This window comes from Methyloversatilis sp., assembly GCF_030696805.1.
Classification (GTDB): domain Bacteria; phylum Pseudomonadota; class Gammaproteobacteria; order Burkholderiales; family Rhodocyclaceae; genus Methyloversatilis.
Genome location: NZ_JAUYRO010000049.1, coordinates 1 through 19,433, shown reverse-complemented (window position 1 = coordinate 19,433; position 19,433 = coordinate 1). Strand labels below are relative to the sequence as shown.

At 64.1% G+C, this 19,433-nt stretch carries 17 protein-coding genes; 9 read left to right on the top strand and 8 right to left on the bottom strand.

Annotated elements, in window-relative coordinates; genetic code table 11:
* Together Q8R75_RS08475 and ettA are read right to left on the bottom strand one after the other, a co-directional pair.
* Positions 1-1,441, bottom strand: a 1,441-nt coding sequence (locus tag Q8R75_RS08475) for a sensor domain-containing diguanylate cyclase (protein ID WP_305663640.1), incomplete at its 3' end; no start/stop codon positions are given.
* 175 nt (positions 1,442-1,616) lie between these two features.
* The gene (ettA, locus tag Q8R75_RS08470; protein WP_305611681.1) at positions 1,617-3,281 is read right to left on the bottom strand and encodes an energy-dependent translational throttle protein EttA; all 1,665 of its coding nucleotides are present in this window, start codon (positions 3,279-3,281) and stop codon (positions 1,617-1,619) included.
* A gap of 138 nt (positions 3,282-3,419) precedes the next feature.
* Here ettA and Q8R75_RS08465 point away from each other — a divergent pair, with 138 nt between their 5' ends.
* Complete coding sequence (locus Q8R75_RS08465; RefSeq protein ID WP_190295055.1) at positions 3,420-3,575, top strand: DUF5668 domain-containing protein; 156 nt, start codon at positions 3,420-3,422, stop codon at positions 3,573-3,575.
* A 48-nt stretch (positions 3,576-3,623) separates the two neighbouring features.
* Here Q8R75_RS08465 and Q8R75_RS08460 read toward each other — a convergent pair whose 3' ends face one another.
* From Q8R75_RS08460 to flhB, 3 genes are all read right to left on the bottom strand, one after another.
* On the bottom strand, positions 3,624-5,057 hold the full coding sequence (locus Q8R75_RS08460; RefSeq protein WP_305611683.1) for a mannose-1-phosphate guanylyltransferase/mannose-6-phosphate isomerase: 1,434 nt from the start codon (positions 5,055-5,057) through the stop codon (positions 3,624-3,626).
* Positions 5,058-5,234: 177 nt separating this feature from the next.
* Positions 5,235-6,872 (bottom strand): methyl-accepting chemotaxis protein, encoded by a 1,638-nt coding sequence (locus Q8R75_RS08455; RefSeq protein ID WP_305626467.1) that lies wholly within the window; start codon positions 6,870-6,872, stop codon positions 5,235-5,237.
* 183 nt (positions 6,873-7,055) lie between these two features.
* Positions 7,056-8,192, bottom strand: a complete 1,137-nt coding sequence (gene flhB / locus Q8R75_RS08450) for a flagellar biosynthesis protein FlhB (RefSeq protein ID WP_305626465.1) — start codon at positions 8,190-8,192, stop codon at positions 7,056-7,058.
* 302 nt (positions 8,193-8,494) lie between these two features.
* Here flhB and cysT point away from each other — a divergent pair, with 302 nt between their 5' ends.
* From cysT to Q8R75_RS08410, 8 genes are all read left to right on the top strand, one after another.
* Positions 8,495-9,331: a sulfate ABC transporter permease subunit CysT gene (gene cysT, locus Q8R75_RS08445; RefSeq protein ID WP_305611689.1), complete on the top strand. Its 837-nt coding sequence runs from the start codon at positions 8,495-8,497 to the stop codon at positions 9,329-9,331.
* Positions 9,331-10,215 (top strand): sulfate ABC transporter permease subunit CysW, encoded by an 885-nt coding sequence (gene cysW, locus Q8R75_RS08440; protein ID WP_305611690.1) that lies wholly within the window; start codon positions 9,331-9,333, stop codon positions 10,213-10,215. Before cysT ends, cysW begins: the two co-directional genes overlap by 1 nt.
* A complete protein-coding gene (locus Q8R75_RS08435) occupies positions 10,212-11,276 on the top strand; it encodes a sulfate ABC transporter ATP-binding protein (protein WP_305663639.1) in 1,065 nt (354 codons plus the stop codon). Before cysW ends, Q8R75_RS08435 begins: the two co-directional genes overlap by 4 nt.
* Positions 11,277-11,304: 28 nt before the next feature.
* Complete coding sequence (locus Q8R75_RS08430) at positions 11,305-12,240, top strand: CysB family HTH-type transcriptional regulator (RefSeq protein ID WP_305611692.1); 936 nt, start codon at positions 11,305-11,307, stop codon at positions 12,238-12,240.
* 217 nt (positions 12,241-12,457) lie between these two features.
* On the top strand, positions 12,458-13,465 hold the full coding sequence (locus Q8R75_RS08425) for a sulfate ABC transporter substrate-binding protein (RefSeq protein ID WP_305611693.1): 1,008 nt from the start codon (positions 12,458-12,460) through the stop codon (positions 13,463-13,465).
* Positions 13,466-13,705: 240 nt separating this feature from the next.
* Positions 13,706-14,341 (top strand): peroxiredoxin, encoded by a 636-nt coding sequence (locus tag Q8R75_RS08420; RefSeq protein ID WP_305611694.1) that lies wholly within the window; start codon positions 13,706-13,708, stop codon positions 14,339-14,341.
* Between the two features lie 339 nt (positions 14,342-14,680).
* On the top strand, positions 14,681-16,825 hold the full coding sequence (locus tag Q8R75_RS08415; protein WP_305611695.1) for a carboxy terminal-processing peptidase: 2,145 nt from the start codon (positions 14,681-14,683) through the stop codon (positions 16,823-16,825).
* A 59-nt stretch (positions 16,826-16,884) separates the two neighbouring features.
* Positions 16,885-17,436: an alpha/beta hydrolase gene (locus tag Q8R75_RS08410; protein WP_336623617.1), complete on the top strand. Its 552-nt coding sequence runs from the start codon at positions 16,885-16,887 to the stop codon at positions 17,434-17,436.
* Between the two features lie 61 nt (positions 17,437-17,497).
* On the opposite strand, the gene grxD is transcribed toward Q8R75_RS08410, so the two are convergent.
* From grxD to Q8R75_RS08395, 3 genes are all read right to left on the bottom strand, one after another.
* Positions 17,498-17,809 (bottom strand): Grx4 family monothiol glutaredoxin, encoded by a 312-nt coding sequence (gene grxD / locus Q8R75_RS08405; RefSeq protein WP_257092880.1) that lies wholly within the window; start codon positions 17,807-17,809, stop codon positions 17,498-17,500.
* A gap of 126 nt (positions 17,810-17,935) precedes the next feature.
* On the bottom strand, positions 17,936-18,754 hold the full coding sequence (gene prmC, locus Q8R75_RS08400) for a peptide chain release factor N(5)-glutamine methyltransferase (RefSeq protein ID WP_305626460.1): 819 nt from the start codon (positions 18,752-18,754) through the stop codon (positions 17,936-17,938).
* A gap of 38 nt (positions 18,755-18,792) precedes the next feature.
* Positions 18,793-19,433, bottom strand: a 641-nt coding sequence (locus Q8R75_RS08395; RefSeq protein ID WP_305663638.1) for a peptide chain release factor-like protein, incomplete at its 5' end; no start/stop codon positions are given.

Below are 19,433 nucleotides of genomic sequence, written 5' to 3'. Positions count from 1 at the left end.
TGCGTCCGTCGTGCTTGGCGGCATACAGCGCCTGATCGGCACGCTCCACCAGCGTCTCCGGCGTATCTTCCGCCCGCCAGGTGGTGACGCCGGCACTGATGGTGACCGCCAGTGCTTCACCGATCGTCGGCAGCGGGCAATCGGCAATCCGGCGCCGGATGGTGTCCGCCAGTACCAGTGCGTCGGCTTCGCGGCAATCGCGCAGCACCAGCAGGAATTCTTCCCCACCCCAGCGGCACGCCAGGTCCGATTCGCGCAGGCTGGCGCGGATCAGGCCACTGACGTGCTCGATCATGCGATCCCCGGCCAGATGGCCATGGCGGTCGTTCAGCGCCTTGAAGTGGTCGATGTCGAACAGGATCGCTGACAGCGACTGACGCGCGCGTCGGGCATCTGCCAGCGTCTGCACCATCATGATTTCGAACGCGTGCCGGTTCAGCAGACCCGTCAGGCGATCCGTGGTGGCCATCTTTTCCAGGCGGAGCTGATAACGGTCCAGCGTCAGACTTGCCAGATACACCGTCGCCAGCGTGATCAGCACGCACAGGCAGAGATTGATGTAGAGGGTGCGCCGGATATCGGCCAGTGCATCGTCCTCGACCTTCTCGACCACCAGAAACCACTTCATTTCCGGCACATAGCGCACATTGAGCAGGTACTCGCGTCCATTGCTGCGGTACTGGAACGAACCGGACTCCGCTGCCAGCATGGCGGGCGCGATGTCACGCAGGCCTTCGACCTCGTCCAGACGGCCCGCGCCATGCCAGGGGGCTTCGCCAAACAGCACGACCTTCCCCTGTTGATCGACGAAATAGACGCTGCGCTGATAGCGCTGCTGGTAGCCGGCCAGCAGCTTGCGTACGGTATCGACCGTCAGGCCGACGCCGGTCACGCCCATCAGGCCGCCGTCGTAGTCATACACGCGGTAGTTGATGAACACGGTCAGCGTATCGCGGCTGCGCGTGTCGGTATCGACGTTGATTTCGTAAGGTTCGTCCAGCCGGCGCACCCGGAAGTACCAGCTGTCCTGCGGGTTGTCTTCGCTCACCTTGCGCAGCAATCCGTCCGGGTGATAGTAGTTTCGCGTGCGCTCGGATACGAAGAAGCTGGTGAAGGTGCCGTAGCGGCTGCGCACCTCGCCGAGGAACTTGGTCAGCGCCGGCACATCGCGTTCGCTGCGCAGCACCCAGTCGCGCAGAAAGGTGTCGCCGGCCATCATCGACGCGATGAACACCGGGCGGATCAGGTCCTTCTGGATTTCCGAGTAGATGTTGTCCGACGTCAGCGGCAGTTCGCTTTCGACGATGGCGCGGTGAATCCCGTTTTTCGACACGTAGTAACTGACCAGCGTCGTCAGCACGAATCCGAGCGAAAGCAGCAGACCGAGCAGCAGCAGCAGCCGGTGCTTGCCGGTCACGCGGCCACGCGTGTGACGGCTCATGGCCTGCGCGGGCAACGGCGTCGGGGCCGCAGAGCCATCGGCATCGTTGCGCTGCAATGGAGTCTGCCGGGAAGTCATGAGGATCGAAGGAAAGAAGACGCTGCAGTCTTAACGGCAGTTAGCCGGACGACTGCAACATGCGTGTCGGCCGGTACCGCTACCGGCCGACACCGGCTCAGCGGGCGATCGGCTTGTAGCGGATGCGGTGCGGCCGGGCGCCGTCTTCGCCCAGGCGCTTCTTCTTGTCGGCTTCGTATTCCTGATAGTTGCCGTTGAAGAAGGTCCACTGCGAGTCACCCTCGGCCGCCAGTATGTGTGTGGCGATGCGGTCGAGAAACCAGCGGTCGTGCGAGGTCACCAGCACGCAGCCGGAAAACTCGAGCAGGGCATCTTCCAGCGCACGCAGCGTTTCGACGTCGAGATCGTTCGACGGCTCGTCAAGCAGCAGCACGTTGCCGCCGGCGATCAGTGTTTTTGCCAGATGCAGCCGACCGCGTTCGCCACCCGACAGGTTGCCGACGATCTTCTGCTGGTCGCCGCCCTTGAAGTTGAAGCGGCCGATGTAGGCCCGGCTGGGCATTTCGAAGCGGCCCACGGTCAGGATGTCGGCGCCGTCGGCAACCGCTTCGAACACCGATTTCGATCCATCGAGCCCTTCACGTGTCTGATTCACAGCGGCGATCTTGACCGTCGGCCCGACCACGATTTCACCGGAATCCGGCTTGTCCAGCCCCTGGATCATGCGGAACAGCGTCGATTTGCCGGCGCCGTTGGGCCCGATCACGCCGACGATGGCGCCGGGCGGGACGCTGAAACTGAGGTTGTCGATCAGCAGGCGGTCGCCGAAACCCTTCGACACGCCGTTGAATTCGATCACCTTGTCGCCCAGCCGCTCGCCCGGCGGAATGAAGATTTCGTGCGTTTCGTTGCGCTTCTGGTACTCGACGCTGCTCATTTCCTCGTAGCGCGACAGACGTGCCTTCGATTTGGCCTGGCGCGCCTTCGGATTGCCGCGCACCCACTCGAGTTCGGTTGCGAGCGCCTTCTGGCGCGCCGATTCGGTGTTCTCTTCCTGCTTCAGGCGCGCACCCTTCTGGTCCAGCCAGCTCGAATAGTTGCCCTTCCACGGAATGCCGTGGCCGCGGTCGAGTTCGAGTATCCATTCGGCCGCATTGTCGAGGAAGTAGCGATCATGGGTCACGGCCACCACGGTGCCGGGAAAACGCACCAGGAACTGTTCCAGCCACTCGACCGATTCGGCGTCGAGGTGGTTGGTCGGCTCGTCGAGCAGCAGCATGTCGGGCTTGGACAGCAGCAGCTTGCACAGCGCCACGCGGCGCTTTTCACCGCCGGACAGCGGCGCGATCTTCGCATCCCAGGGCGGCAGACGCAGCGCGTCGGCGGCGATTTCCATCTGCGTTTCGATGTCGGCACCGGCGGTCGCCAGCACGTTTTCGTACTTCGCCTGCTCTTCGGCCAGCTTGTCGAAATCGGCGTCGGGCTCGGCGTAGGCGGCATAGATCGCATCGAGCTTCGTGCGCGCCTCCATGATGTCGCCGAGGCCCGACTCCACTTCTTCCTTCACCGTCTTTGCCGGATCGAGCTCGGGTTCCTGCGGCAGATAGCCGATGCGGATGCCCGGCAGGTGCTGCACTTCGCCCTCGAATTCCTTGTCGGCGCCGGCCATGATGCGCAGCACCGTCGATTTGCCCGAACCATTCAGGCCGAGCAGACCGATCTTTGCGCCGGGGAAGAAGGAAAGCGATATGTCCTTGATGATCGTGCGCTTGGGCGGAACGACCTTGCTCACGCGGAGCATCGACATCACGTATTGGGCCATGGTGTGCTGCGGGGATGACTGGAGAAGGCGGAAGTATGCCGCAGTCGCCTCAAACACGCCGGCTCGCACTACCATCCGGCGTCGGCATGTCGTTCATGCGCCGGCGTCAGACTACCCAGACCGCACACAGGACACCCCATGATCGGTTCGATCGGCCTCATTCTCATCGGCGCGCTGCTGCTGGCGTCGAATCTGGAGCTCTTTTCGCTGCGGGACCTGGGCGAGATTCTCGGCACCTGGTGGCCGGCCGTGCTGATCGCCATCGGCGCCGCCGGGCTGATCAAGCGCAAGTAGCCAGCCGGTCACCCCGGCCGGCAGGCGTTGGGCGCCTGCCCGCCCCGCTCACTTGCGGCCGTAGGTGTCCTCGAAGCGCACGATGTCGTCTTCGCCGAGATAGCTGCCTGACTGCACCTCGATCATTTCCAGCGGCAGCTTGCCCGGGTTTTCCAGCCGGTGCGTCGTGCCCAGCGGGATGTAGGTGGACTGGTTTTCCGAAAGAAGCAGGATGTTTTCGCCGCAGGTGACGCGGGCGGTACCGCTTACGACGATCCAGTGTTCGGCACGGTGGTGGTGCATCTGCAGCGACAGCGACGCACCCGGATTGACGACGATGCGCTTCACCTGGAAGCGCGAGCCGGCGTCGATCGAATCGTAATAGCCCCACGGCCGATACACCTTGCGGTGATTTTCCGCTTCCGGCCGCTTGTTCGCCTTCAGGTGGGCGACGATGCGCTTGACGTCCTGCGTACGGTCCTTCGCGACCACCATCACCGCATCGCTGGTTTCGACGACCACGACATCCTTCATGCCGAGGCAGCTCACCATGCGGGTTTCGGCGAATACGAGGCTGTCCTGCGTGTCCTGCAGCAGCACGTCGCCACGCGACACATTGCCGTCGGCGTCCTTCGCGGCCACCTGCCACAGCGCATCCCATGCGCCGACATCGGACCAGCCTGCATCGAGCGGCACGACCACGGCCGGCGCCAGACGCGGGTCGCCGGCCGCCAGCGGTTCCATGATGGCGTAGTCGATCGAGTCGGACGGGCAGGCCGCGAATGCGGCCTTGTCGATGCGGTAGAAGTCGTGGTCGGCGGCGCCGCGCTCGTAGGCGTTGCGACTGGCCGCCTCGATGTCCGGCCGGAAGCACTTCAGCAGGTCGAGCGCCACGCTGGCTTTCATCATGAAGATGCCGGCGTTCCACAGATAGTCGCCGCTGGCCAGATAGGCCTCGGCGGTTGCCGCGTCGGGCTTTTCGACGAAGCGGTCGAGCGTGCGTGCCGGGCCGCCGGCCAGCGCCGCGCCGGTCCGGATGTAGCCATAGCCGGTTTCCGGCTTGTCCGGCGTGATGCCGAAAGTGACCACTGCACCGGCTTCGGCGTGCGCAGCGCCCAGCGCCACCGCATCGCGGAAGGCTGCCGTATCGCGGATCACATGGTCTGACGGCATGACCAGCAGCACCGGATCGGCCGCTCCGGCGGCAAGCGCAGCCAGCGCCAGTGCCGGCGCGGTGTTGCGGCCCATCGGTTCGAGCAGCAGCGACGCCGGCTGCACATCGATCTGGCGCAGCTGCTCGGCGGTCAGGAAACGGTACTCCTCATTGCACACGATCAGCGGTGCGGCAAGCGTCAGCCCAGGCGCGCCGGCGCGCAGTGCGGTGTCCTGCAGCAGCGTGCGCTCGCCATCCAGCGGCAGCAGCTGCTTCGGATAGCGTTCGCGCGACAGCGGCCAGAGGCGGGTGCCGGAGCCGCCGCACAGGATGACGGGTTGCAGGGTCATGACGGAAACCTGAGTGAAGATCGGAGCCCCGAAGTCTACGTCATGCCCTGCGGCGCTTCGCGATAAATCCGTTACAGCACAACGCGTTCGGTGCGCGCCGCTGCGCGGGGGAAAGCGAAAGAACAGGGGCCGGGCACTTGCGTGCCCGGCCCCCGTGTCGGCTGCTGCCCTGAATGATCAGTGCGCGAGGCGGAAACGACGCACCGTCACATCAAGTTCAGCGGACAGATCGGACAGATCGCGTGCCGAACCGGCCACCGAGCCGGCGGCGCTGGCGTTCTCTTCCACCATCTGCACGATGCGCTCGACGCGCTGTGCCAGATCCTGACTCGCGACGGCCTGTTCCTTCAAACCGCCGGACACCTCGGAAATGGTACCCACCACCTGCTGCGCACGGCCGTCGATGGCGAGCACCTTTGCACCGGCAGTTTCAGCCTTCTGCAGACCATCACGCACGCGCACCACCGTGTTCTGCATGTGCTCGGATACATCGGCAGCGCCGGACTGGATGCGCTGCACCATCTCGGTGATTTCACTGGCCGAGCGCGCCGACTGTTCGGCCAGCTTGCGCACTTCGTCGGCCACCACAGCGAAACCGCGCCCCATTTCACCCGCCCGCGCCGCTTCGATCGCGGCATTCAGCGCCAGCAGGTTGGTCTGATCGGCGACATCGCGGATGACATGCACGATGGTGGTGATGCGCGACACTTCTGCGCCCAGATCGTTGGCGCGCTGCGAACTGGCTTCGATGCCTTCGGTCACCTGCTTGATCTGCGACACCATGGCGCGGATGTCGGCAGCGCCTTCGGATGCGCGATGCCCGGCCTCGACCGACGTCGCGTTGGCCTCCTGGCTCAGTTCGCTGACATGGGTGATCGAGGTCGACATTTCTTCCAGCGACGCCGCCATGGCCGCCGCCAGTTCCGCCTGCGATTCCGACGAACTTCTGACCTGATCGGTCGCGCCCGACAGCTGCAGCGCCGAATCGCTCAACCGGCTGTTGGCACTGCCGATGGTCGTCACCATCTGGCGCAATGCCTGCTGCATGGCCTGCACCTCGACCTGCACGCTGGCCAGTTCGCTGCGCCCTTCCGGACGCAGATCACTCGTCAGGTCGCCTTCGGCGATGCGCTTCACGGCGACCAGCGTTTCGTTCAGTTGCCCGGTGATGCTGCGCGTGATCACGAGGGAAATCACGATGCTCGCCGCGATGACCATCACCGCGGCAACGATGACCGCGAGCTTGAGCGATTCGGCGCCGGATTCCAGCGAGGCGATCGAGCGGGCGTTGCGCGAGCGGACCGCCTCGATCAACTTTCCGGTGGCTTCATTCAGCGAGATCGCCGCCGGACCGTGCGCAGCATGCAGCAGCGCGTTCGCTTCGGCGTTGCGGTTGGCGAAGGACAAGACGACGATGTCTTCGGTGATCTTCTTGAAGGCCGCCCAACGATCCGTAATGGCAGCCGCGGCGGCCTGCTCGTCCGCAGGCGTATCCGGCAGCGCCACCAGCGCTGCAAGCTTCGCAACCGCTGTTTCTGCCGCCGCTTCGTACTTGTCGAGCTTGGCGCGCACGGCAGCCAGTTGCGTGTCTCCGGTTTCGATGATGGCCGAACGCGAATAGACCCGCACGCGCTGGATCGAGTCATTCAGGTCGGCAATGGCGTCAACCTTGGGCTGCGTGCGTTCGCTGACCTCGTGCGACACATCGGCGATGTGCATCGCCTGGATCTCGATGAACACGACGACAGCAGCAAAGATCAGCGCGATCAGGCCGAATCCCAACCCAAGGCGTGCGGCAATGGACATGTTTTTCATGGCAGTTCCCTTTTTCAGGGTGTCCGCGCAGGCCAATCCCGCGTCTGGGCGGGAAAACTGCGTCAACAGATATCCCCGGACACCGTGGGGACTTTTACGACCTTCGGGTTAAATTCCTTTAGCAAATATGCGCCCTGTTCGGCACATATTTCTGTCACGGTAGAAAGAGGGATACGTAGTGCGCTAAGCGGCGCCCGGATCGAGATCGGCGGGCACCGGCAGGTCGGCAGGCGGACGGGGCTTTTCGACGCCCTTGGCGAAGGCGTCGTTCAGTTGATAGACGTAGGCAAGCACCTCGGCGACCGCGCGGAACAGCCTTGCCGGCACCTCCTGCTCGAGATCCACGTGCTTGTGCAGGGCACGCGCCAGCGGCGGCGCCTCGACCAGCGGCACGCCGGCTTCGGCCGCCAGCGTGCGGATGCGCAGCGCCACTTCGCCGGCGCCCTTGGCCACCACCCGCGGTGCGCCGCCCTTGGCCACGTCGTACTTCAGCGCCACCGAAAAGTGGGTCGGGTTGGTCACCACGACGTCGGCCTTCGGCACATTGGCCATCATGCGGCTGCGCGCCATTTCGCGCTGCTGCTGGCGGATGCGGCCCTTCACCTGCGGATCGCCCTCCTGCTCCTTGAATTCCTGCCGCGCCTCTTCCTTGGTCATCTTCAGCTCGGACTGGAAGTGCCAGAGCTGGAACGGCACGTCGATGGCGACGATCAGCGCCATGCCGGCCACCAGGATCACCGTCGCGGTCATGATCAGGTCGCCGGTCGCCGCCAGCGCCACATCGACCGGCGCGCTGAACATGGCGAACAGCATTTCCTGGTCGCGCAGCACCACCCAGGCAGCCACGCTGCCGACCAGCGTGGCTTTGCCGACACCCTTGCCCAGCTCGACCAGCGCGGTTTTCGACACCATGCGCTTGAGGCCGGCCAGCGGATTGAGCTTGGAGAATTTCGGGCCGAGCGCCTTCGGCGCGAACACCACGCCGCCCATCAGGAAGGGCGCGATCAGCGCAGCGACCATCAGCGCGAACATCAGCGGCGCAAGCACCAGCAGGCCGTCGATGATGCAGTCGATCAGGATGGTGAACATCGCCGACGGATCGAAGATGGCGCGCCGGTCCACCGTCAACCCGTCGCGCAGCAATTGCGCACTGCGCGGCCACATCCAGCCGGCCAGACCATACATGCCGGCCACACCGGTCATGGTGACCAGAAAGGTCGCCAGCTCGCGCGAACTCGGTACCTGCCCCTCCTCGCGCGCTTTTTCAAGCTTGCGTGGCGAGGCGGGTTCGGTTTTTTCGAGATCGCTTTCTTCTGCCACGTTCGCAGATCAGTCAGGAAATGAACAGGAAGCCGATTGTGCAAGCGGCCTGTGCCGGACGATCTGCGGAAAAGACGGGAAAAAGCCCGGCGAAGCGCACCCGGCGGGGGTTGGCCTCGAGGCGCTACGCGCCTGCGCACCAGCCAGGACTTCGCAGTTAATTCAAAAACAGACTAAGCAATTCACTTCTTATTATTTCCAGATATGGATGCCGCTTTGTAGGCTCCCGCATCGACATTCCGAATCAACCTTCCTTCCGAGACCACCATGCACATCACTTCCCGCAAACCGGGGCGACGACCGTGAACCGGAGCACCCGGCGCGTGCTGCCCGGCTTCAACCTCACGCTCGGCTACACGCTTTTCTATCTGTCGGTGATCGTGCTGATCCCGCTGTCTGCCGTATTCATCAAGACGACCGAACTCGGACTGGCGGAATTCTGGGCCGTCGTCACCGCACCGCGCGTCGTCGCGACCTACAAGCTCACGTTCGGCGCGTCGCTGCTGGCCGCCGCCATCAATGCGCTGTTCGGCCTGATGCTCGCCTGGTCGCTGGTGCGCTACAGCTTTCCGGGCAAGAAACTGGTCGACGCCCTGATCGACCTGCCGTTCGCCTTGCCGACCGCGGTGGCCGGCATCGCGCTGACGGCGTTGTATGCCAAGAACGGCTGGCTGGGCCAGTGGATCGAAGGTGAATTCGGCATCAAGGTCGCTTTCGGCCCGCTCGGTGTGCTGGTCGCGCTGATCTTCATCGGCCTGCCCTTCGTCGTGCGCACGGTACAACCCATCCTCGAGGACCTCGATACCGAACTGGAAGAAGCGGCCGCCAGTCTGGGCGCGCGCCGCTGGCAAACCTTCCGCTACGTGACGCTGCCCATCCTGCTCCCTGCGCTGCTGACCGGTTTCGCGCTGGCCTTTGCCCGCGCGGTTGGCGAGTACGGCTCGGTCATCTTCATTGCCGGCAACATTCCCATGGTGTCGGAGATCACCCCGCTGATCATCATCACCAAGCTGGAACAGTACGACTACGCCGGTGCGACCGCGATCGCGGTGGTGATGCTGGTGCTGTCCTTCATCCTGCTGCTGACCATCAATGGTCTGCAGGCGTGGACCAACAAGGTAACCGGGAGGGACCGCTGATGGCTGCCGTCACGTCGCTGCACGCCGCGGTCGACCATGCCGCCAGATTCGAAACGCGCTCGGCCACCCGCGAGCCGACCTGGATCAAATGGACGATTGTCGGCGTTTCGCTGACCTTCTTCACGCTGTTCCTGCTGATGCCGCTGATTGCGGTGTTCGTCGAAGCCTTCCGCAAGGGCTGGGATACCTATCTTGCCGCGCTGATCGAGCCGGATGCGCTATCGGCCATCAAGCTCACGCTGATCGCGGCCGCGATTGCCGTGCCACTGAATCTGAGCTTCGGCCTGGCCGCCGCATGGGCCATCACCAAATTCGAGTTTCCGGGCAAGCAGGTGCTGATCACGCTGATCGACCTGCCGTTCTCGGTATCGCCGGTGGTGGCCGGCCTGATCTATGTGCTGGTGTTCGGCGCCCAGGGCTGGTTTGGTTCTTCGCTGGCCGACAACGACATCAAGATCATTTTCGCGGTACCGGGCATCGTGCTGGCGACGGTTTTCGTCACCTTTCCCTTCGTGGCGCGCGAGCTCATTCCGCTGATGCAGGCGCAGGGCAAGGAAGAGGAAGAAGCCGCGGTAGTGCTGGGGGCAAACGGATGGCAGACCTTCTGGCATGTCACCCTGCCCAATATCAAGTGGGGCCTGCTGTACGGCGTCATCCTGTGCAATGCGCGGGCGATGGGCGAGTTCGGCGCCGTGTCGGTGGTGTCAGGCCACATCCGCGGGCTGACCAACACCATGCCGCTGCATGTCGAGATTCTCTACAACGAGTACCAGTTCGCCGCTGCCTTCGCCGTGGCCTCCTTACTGGCCCTGCTGGCGCTGGTCACACTGTGCATCAAGACGTGGATCGAGCATCAGGCCGCAAAGACCAAGGAAGAATCATGAGCATCCAGGTAAAGAACATCCACAAGGGCTTCGGCGAGTTCGTTGCGCTGGGCGACGTATCGCTCGACTTTCCGACCGGCGAACTGGTCGCGCTGCTCGGCCCGTCCGGCTGCGGCAAGACCACGCTGCTGCGGATCATCGCCGGGCTGGAATTCGCCGACAGCGGCCGCGTGCTGATCGACGGCGAAGACGCATCGGACACCCACGTAAGAGAGCGCCATGTTGGCTTCGTGTTCCAGCACTACGCCCTGTTCCGCCACATGAATGTGTTCGACAACGTCGCCTTCGGCCTGCGCATGAAGCCGCGTGCCGAGCGCCCCAGCGAAAAGGTGATCCGCACCAAGGTGCATGACCTGCTCAAGCTGGTGCAGCTCGACTGGCTGGCCGACCGCTTTCCGTCGCAGCTGTCCGGCGGCCAGCGTCAACGCATCGCACTAGCCCGCGCTCTGGCGGTCGAACCGCGCGTGCTGCTGCTCGACGAGCCGTTCGGGGCACTCGACGCCAAGGTGCGCAAGGAATTGCGCCGCTGGCTGCGCCGCCTGCACGACGAACTGCACATCACGTCGATCTTCGTCACGCACGACCAGGAAGAGGCGCTCGAAGTCGCCGACCGCGTCGTGCTGATGGACCACGGCAAGGTCGAACAAATCGGCACGCCAGAAGAAGTTTACCGTCACCCGGCGACGCCCTTCGTCTACGGCTTTCTCGGCGCGGTGAACCCGTTCCACGGCAAAATCGATGGCAGTACCGTGCGCGTTGGAGACGACGTGCTCCCGCACGAGGTCAACAGTTTCAAGCAGGGCGACGATGTGGTGGCCTTTGCCCGGCCGCATGAGCTCGACATCGTCATCGATCCGGCGTCCACCGCCGGCGTATCGGCACGCATCGCCCGCGTGCTGTCGTTCGGCGTCACGGCCAGGGTGGAGCTGGACGGCCTCAATGGCGTGTCGGGCCAGCACTTCGAAGTGGAAATGACGCGCACTCGAGTCGAGGAGCTGGGACTGCAGGAGGGCCAGCCGGTACGGCTGCTGCCGTCGCAATTGCGCGTTTTTGCGCGCTGATCGAGGATTTCCGGAAAGACACGGCATCATGAATTTTCAGCAACTTCGCATCATCCGCGAAACGGTCAGGCGGCAATTCAACCTGACCGAAGTCGCCAATGCGCTGTTCACCTCGCAGTCGGGCGTGAGCAAGCACATCAAGGACCTCGAAGACGAACTGGGCATTGAGCTGTTCGTGCGCAAGGGCAAGCGCCTGCTTGGCCTGACCGACCCCGGCAGCGAACTGGTCGAGATCGTCGAACGCATGCTGCTCGACGCCGGCAACATCAAGCGGCTGGCCGAACAATTCGCCCGCCGCGACGAGGGCCAGTTGCGTATCGCCACCACGCATACCCAGGCGCGCTATGCGCTGCCGCGCGTGGTGACCGAGTTCAAGCGGCTGTTCCCCAAGGTGCACCTGGTGCTGCTGCAGGCCAGCCCGGGTGAAATCGTCGAACTGCTCAACGACGGCGAGGCGGACATCGGCATCGCCACCGAAACGCTTGCCGGCGCGCCCGAACTGGTGGCCTTCCCGTTCTATTCATGGCATCACGCAGCCATCGTGCCGGCCGGCCATCCGCTCGAAAGCGTGTCACCGCTGACGCTGGAAGCCATCGCCGAACATCCGGTCGTGACCTATCACGAAGGCTTCACCGGCCGATCGAGCATCGACGCCACCTTTGCGCGCGCCGGCCTGCTGCCCGACATTGTCATGTCGGCACTCGACGCGGACGTGATCAAGACCTATGTGGAACTCGGGCTGGGCGTCGGCATCGTCGCGTCGGTCGCCTTCAATCCGGACCGTGACACCGGGCTGCGCCTGCTCGACAGCGACCATCTGTTCGCCGCCAACACCAGCCTGATCGCACTGCGCCGCAAGCACTACCTGCGTGGTTACGCCTATCGCTTCATCGAACTGTGCGAGCCGTCGCTGAACGAAGTGACCGTCAAGGTCGCCCTCAAACCCGGGGCAGCGGAAGACTGAACGCATCGCGCCCGACAGCGTGGAACGAGCGCCCTGCAGCGCATGCTGCAGGGCGCTTTCTCATTGCGCAGGCGCTCATCCAGCGCACGAATCGGACGTCGTACGGCGCATAAGCTTTGCATCGAATGTGCGCAAAGCAATGCAGATCTAATTGGTTCGCACCGCTCGCAGCGCCGCCTACAGTGCGCTCCGTCACTACCCCACGGAGTTCAGAAAAATGCGTCACACCCTGAGGAACATCGCCGCCAGCCTGCTGCTCGGCAGCACGCTCGCCACCTCGGCCATCGCGGCCGACATCACGCTGCTCAACGTGTCCTACGATCCGACGCGCGAGCTGTATCAGGAATACAACGCCGCCTTCGCGAAGCACTGGAAGGCGAAGACCGGCGACACCGTCACCGTCAAGCAGTCACACGGCGGATCGGGCAAGCAGGCCCGCGCTGTCATCGACGGTCTGGAAGCCGATGTGGTCACGCTGGCACTCGCCTATGACGTGGGTGCGCTGCACGAAAAGGGCAAGCTGATTCCGGCCGACTGGCAGAAGCGCCTCAAGCACAACGCCTCGCCCTACACCTCGACCATCGTGTTCCTGGTGCGCAAGGGCAACCCCAAGGGCATCAAGGACTGGAACGACCTGACCAAGCCGGGCGTAGAGGTGGTGACGCCGAACCCGAAGACCTCGGGCGGCGCACGCTGGAACTACCTCGCGGCGTGGGGCTATGCATTGAAGCAGCCGGGCGGTTCGGATGCCACGGCCAAGGAATTCGTCCGGAAGCTGTTCGCCAACGTGAAAGTGCTGGATTCCGGCGCCCGCGGTTCGCTGACCACCTTTACGGAACGCGGTATCGGTGACGTACTGATCAGTTGGGAAAACGAAGCCTATCTGGCGGTGAAGGAACTGGGCCCGGAGAAATTCGATCTGGTCACGCCGTCTGTGTCCATCCTCGCCGAGCCGCCGGTCAGCGTGGTTGATAGGGTTGTCGACAAGCGCGGCACGCGTGCCGTGGCCACCGCCTACCTGGAATACCTGTACAGCCCGGAAGGCCAGGATCTCGCCGGAAAGCACTACTACCGCCCGATCGATCCGACCGTTGCAGCAAAGTATTCGATCCAGTACGCCAAGGTATCGCTGTTCAACATCGACGATGTGTTCGGTGGCTGGAACAAGGCGCAGAAGGAACACTTCTCCGACGGTGGCACGTTCGATCAGATCACCGTCAAGTAATCCGTCTTCATGTCCATCCTGTTCATCCAGGGCAGTCCCGTCGAGCCTTCCCGCTGGGCGGCTTTTCGAGGCCGATGGCCGCAGTGCGCAAGCGCGTCCGGATGGCTGAAGAACGCGCAGGGCAATCTGCCACCCGGGCGCATGATGGGAGCGCCAGGTAACAGACAGACGCAGCGATTCTGGCGACGCTTCGTCGGCGATCCCGCGCCACCCTGAAATGAACCGCAAAGGAGATACACCATGACCATCAGACTGGGCGACGTCGCCCCCGATTTCGAACAGGCATCCAGCGCCGGCACCATTCGCTTCCACGAATGGCTGGGCTCAAGCTGGGGTGTGCTGTTCTCTCACCCGGCCGATTTCACGCCGGTGTGCACCACCGAACTGGGCCTTACCGCCAAGCTCAAGGACGAATTCGACAAGCGCGGCGTCAAGGCCATCGCGCTGTCGGTCGATCCGGTCGAGTCGCACACGCGCTGGATCGCCGACATCAACGACACACAGAACACCACCGTCAACTTCCCGATCCTCGCCGACGGCGATCGCAAGGTCAGTGAGCTGTACGACATGATCCATCCGAATGCCAACGCCACGCTCACCGTGCGTTCGCTGTTCATCATCGACCCGGTCAAGAAGGTGCGTCTGATCATCACTTACCCTGCCAGCACCGGGCGCAATTTCGACGAAGTGCTGCGCGTCATCGACTCGCTGCAGCTCACCGACAAGCATTCGGTAGCGACACCGGGCAACTGGAAGCAAGGTGACGACGTGGTCATCGTGCCCTCGCTGCAGGACCCGGAGGAAATCGCTCGCCGCTTCCCGGCAGGCTACAAGGCAGTACGCCCCTACCTGAGGCTGACGCCACAGCCGAAATAGGCGCAAGGAAGGCGGAATGCAGCGGCAGGAAGGCCCGGTGCAGACCGGGCGTTTTTCCTTGCACGCCCTCCACAAGACACCTGGAACAACGCTTGTCACCAGCGCTCTCGGCGCGCCGGGACGGCGGGGGTTTCACCGATGCCGCGGCGACACATGTCTTTCACCCGGCAAAGTGGCAGATGAGGCATCTGCCCGCCCCGTAAGGCCGTAGCCGTGGGTAACATGGGAATGCAGGGTTCGGGGGCGGCTTCAAGCCTATTTCCGAACGATTTGCCCTGAACAGGGGTCTGTACGTGACGTCCGCAGACATTGTTCGATCTTCGCCCCGGAGTACGCCTGATGAAACTGAAAACCTTCTGGATAGTATTTGCACTGGCCACATCGGCGCAGGCTGCCACCACCGCCACCATGGCCACGCCACTGCGGCCGGTCGAGGCGCATGCGCTGGCGGCACAGGCCAGCGCGGAGTTGTTGTCGCGTTTTCATTATCAGAACGTACCGCTCGATGACGCGCTATCGATCAAGATTTTCGACCGCTACCTGAAGACGCTTGATCCCGACCGCATCTATTTCCTGCAGTCGGACATCGACACCTTCGGCGCGGTGCGCACCCTGCTCGACGACGCCATCCTGCAGCAACGGCTGGAAGCCCCGTTCGCCATTTTCACCCGTTATTCGCAGCGGGTGCGCGAACGTCTGGCCGATGCGCGCGTGCTGCTTGCCACGGGATTCGATTTCAACAAGCCGGACAGCTACCGCTATGTGCGTACCGATGCGCCCTGGGCGTCGTCGGAAGCCGAATTGAAGGAAATCTGGCGCAAGCGGGTCAAGAACGACTGGCTGCGCCTGAAGCTCGCCGGCAAGGACGATGCAGCGATCCGCGACACGCTGACCAAGCGCTACGATCTTGCGATGGCTCACACCGCGCGTTCGAAAAGCGACGACGTGTTCCAGCTGTTCATGAATGCGTACGCCGAATCGATTGAACCGCATACGAGCTACCTCGGCCCGCGCGCGTCGGCCGACTTCGCCATCACGATGAAGCTGTCGCTGGTCGGCATCGGCGCCGTGCTGCAGGAACGCGACGAGTACGTGACCATCCGCGAACTGGTGCCGGGCGGCCCGGCAGCGCGTTCCGAGCAGCTCGCGATCGGCGACCGCATCGCCGGCGTGGCCAAGGACGAGAACGCCCCGATGGCCGATGTGCTCGGCTGGCGGGTCGATGACGTCGTGCAGCTGATCCGCGGCACGAAGGACACCAAGGTGGTGCTGGATGTGCTGCCTGCGGACGCTGGCCCGGACGGCAAGCTCAAGCGGATCACGCTGATGCGCGACACGATCAAACTGGAAAAGCAGGCGGCGGCCAAATCGGTTATCGAAGTCGGTGGCGACGTGAAGCAGAAAGTCGGCGTGATCACGCTGCCCACCTTCTATCAGGACGTCGACGCCCGTCACAAGAATGACGAGAACTATCGCAGCGCCAGCCGCGACGTCGAGAAGCTGCTGGCCGAACTGAAGGCGGAGAAGGTGGGCGCGGTGCTGATCGACCTGCGCAACAACGGCGGCGGCTCGCTTGACGAGTCGGTGCGGCTGACCGGCCTGTTCATCGATCGCGGCCCGGTGGTGCAGCAACGCAATCCGAAGGGACAGGTTCGCATCGAGCAGGACCGCGAACCCGGCGTGGCCTGGGACGGGCCGGTCGGTGTGCTGATCAACCGCGCGTCGGCGTCGGCGTCCGAAATCTTCGCCTCGGCGATCCAGGATTACGGTCGCGGCATCGTCATCGGCGAACAGAGCTTCGGCAAGGGCACGGTGCAGACCCTGCTCGACATGGATGAAATGGCGAAAAGCGAGAAGCCCACCTATGGCGAACTGAAGCTCACCGTCGCCCAGTTCTTCCGCGTGTCCGGCGGCACCACGCAACTGCGCGGCGTGACACCCGACATCCCGCTGGCGTCGTTTGCCGACCGCGAGCGCTTCGGCGAATCGAGCTACGACAACGCGCTGCCCTGGACGCAGATCGAACCGGCCGACTTCAAGCCGGTGGGCAGCACGCGCGAACTGCTGCCGGCGCTGACCACGCGGCACAGTGCCCGTGTGGCGAACGACGCAGGCTATCGCGAGTTGCTGGAAGACATCGCCGAAGTCGAAGCCATCCGCAAGCGCACCGAAATCTCGCTCAACGAAAAAGAGCGGCGCAAGGAACGCGAAACACAGGAAGCCCGGCTGAAAGCGCGTTCGATGTCGAAGGCTGCCGTCGAGGGCGACACCGACGGGCCGGCGCTGCCCCGCGATGACGGACTGCAGGCGGGCGAGCGCAGCCTGAGCGCGGAGCTGGCTGCCGAAAAGTCACGCAAGGCAGCGCGCGACGTGCTGCTCGAGGAAGCTGCACACATCATGGGCGACATGGCGAGCCTGACGAAAGCGGGAACGGAGCTGGCGCGCAACGGCAAGGCCACGGCCGGCGTCGCACCCGCGCAGTGATCTGAAAGGACATGACCGGCCCGCTCCGCGGGCCATGTGTCACGGCGAGGAAGATGGAAATGAGTGGAATGGAGGGCCCGGTGCTGGTGGTACCGGGTCTCAACGGCAGCGGGCCGAACCACTGGCAGAGCTGGATGGAAGCGCTGATCGGCGCGCGGCGCGTCGATCAGGACGACTGGACCCGGCCTGACATCGACCTGTGGTCAGCGCGCGTCGCAGACGCGATCGTCGCGCAGGCGCGGCCTGTGTGGCTGGTGGCGCACAGCTTCGGCTGCCTCGCGTCGGTGGTCGCGGTCAGCCGCCTTGCCGACCGGATTGCCGGCGCCCTGCTTGTCGCACCGGCCAGTCCGGACAAGTTCGGCATCACGGCACGCATTCCGGACACACCTTTGCCGTTCCCGACTGTTCTTGCCGCAAGCCGGAATGATCCATGGATGAAGTTCATGTCGGCTGCCCGCTGGGCCGACCGATGGGGCGCGCGCCTCATCGATCTCGGCGAGGCCGGGCACGTCAATACCGAATCCGGCCACGGCGCGTGGCCGGAAGGACTCGAACTGTTCCGCCAGCTTCAGGCGAGCGCGCCGGCGATGACCGGACCGCTGCAGGACTGACGCCGGCAGCCGGTCCGCTCAAGGCGCCAGTCTTCAGGCACCTGTCTTCAGGTGCCTTACCTCAGGTACCTTCCAACTCCTTCTGCAGTTCGCCGGACTGGAACATTTCCTTGACGATGTCGCAGCCGCCAATGAATTCTCCGCGCACGTAGAGCTGCGGGATGGTCGGCCAGTTGGCGTACTCCTTGATGCCCTGACGGATTTCCGCATCTTCCAGCACGTTGATCGTGTGCAGGTTCTGCACGCCGACGTGCTTCAGTATCTGGATCACCGTAGCCGAAAAGCCGCACTGCGGAAATTGCGGCGTGCCCTTCATGAACAGCACCACCGGGTGGCTGGTGACGGTTTCCTTGATCTGTTCCTGGACGCTCATGGTGTTTTCCTTTCAATGGGTCAAGTCAAAAGCCCGGCTGCGCATGACGCAGACCGGGCGAAATCGTGCCGGACGTAGCGACACATTCATCCGCCTGCATGATTCGATCCGCGCGACCGAGCAGATTCATCGCCACATCACCCCGCCGGTGACACGTTCGATGCCGGCGAGGTCGCGCCAGGAGCTTACATCGGTCAGCCCGGCGCAGCGCATCAGCGCACGCACCGCCGGCGCCTGATCATGCCCATGCTCGCACAGCAAGCAGCCCCCGGGCGCGATTCTCGCAGGCGCGCTGCCGCACAGGCGGCGCAGGTCGTCCAGTCCGTCGGTGCCGCCGACCAGCGCCGTTTCAGGTTCGAAGCGCAGATCGCCTTGCGCAAGGTGCTCGTCGCCAGCCCGAATGTACGGCGGGTTCGACACGATGCAATCGAATTCGTGCCCGGTCACAGATTCAAGCCAGTTCGAGGCGATAAAGCCGATTTCAAGGCTCAGTCGTTGCGCATTGTTGCGTGCAATCTGCAGCGCGACGTCCGACCTGTCGAGCGCCGAGACCTGCGCTTGCGGGCAATTCGCCTTGATGGCCAGCGCGATGGCTCCGGAGCCGGTGCCAGCGTCGAGCACGCGCGGCGCCTCGAGGTCGCGGATGCGCGCCAGCGCCAGTTCGACCAGCAACTCGGTGTCCGGCCGCGGGATCAGCACGCCGGGTGCCACCGCGAGTTCAAGCCCGAAGAACTCGCGTCGCCCGACCAGATAGGCCACCGGCTCACCCGAGGCGCGCCGTTCGAGCAGCGCATCGAGCGCCGCGACGGATTCCTCGGCCAGCACCTCGCGGCCGCGCGCGATCAACCCGGCGCGGTCGCAGCCCAGTGCATGCGCCGCGAGCACCTGCGCATCCCGGCTGTCGATGCGGGTGCGGGCGCTGCGCAACCAGTCGTCGAGCGTCATCGCAATCCTCTACCCGGCACCACGCGGAAAAAGACCCTTCACGCGCCTTCCTCCGCCAGTTGCGCAAGCTGTTCGGCCTGGTGTTCGTGCGCCAGCGCGTCGAGCAGTTCCGTCAGGTCGCCGTCCATGATGGCGTCGATCTTGTACAGCGTCAGGTTAATGCGGTGGTCGGTGATGCGGCCCTGCGGAAAATTGTAGGTGCGGATGCGTTCCGAGCGGTCACCGCTGCCGACCAGGCTTTTGCGCGTCGAGGCGATCTGACTGTCGCGCGCACGCACCTGCACGTCGCGGATGCGTGCCGCGAGCACGGCCATCGCCTGCGCCTTGTTGCGGTGCTGGCTGCGGTCGTCCTGACATTCGACGACGATACCGGTCGGCACGTGGGTGATGCGGACCGCCGAATCGGTCTTGTTGATGTGCTGACCACCGGCACCCGAAGCGCGGAAGGTGTCGATGCGCAGGTCGGCCGGATTGATGTCGATTTCCGCCACTTGATCCACCTCGGCCATCACGGCCACCGTGCACGCCGAGGTGTGGATGCGGCCCTGGGTTTCGGTGACCGGCACGCGCTGCACGCGGTGGCCGCCCGATTCGAACTTGAGCCGCGAATAGACGCCGTCGCCGGCCACGCGCGCGATGATTTCGCGGTAACCGCCGAGGTCGGATTCGCTCGCCGACA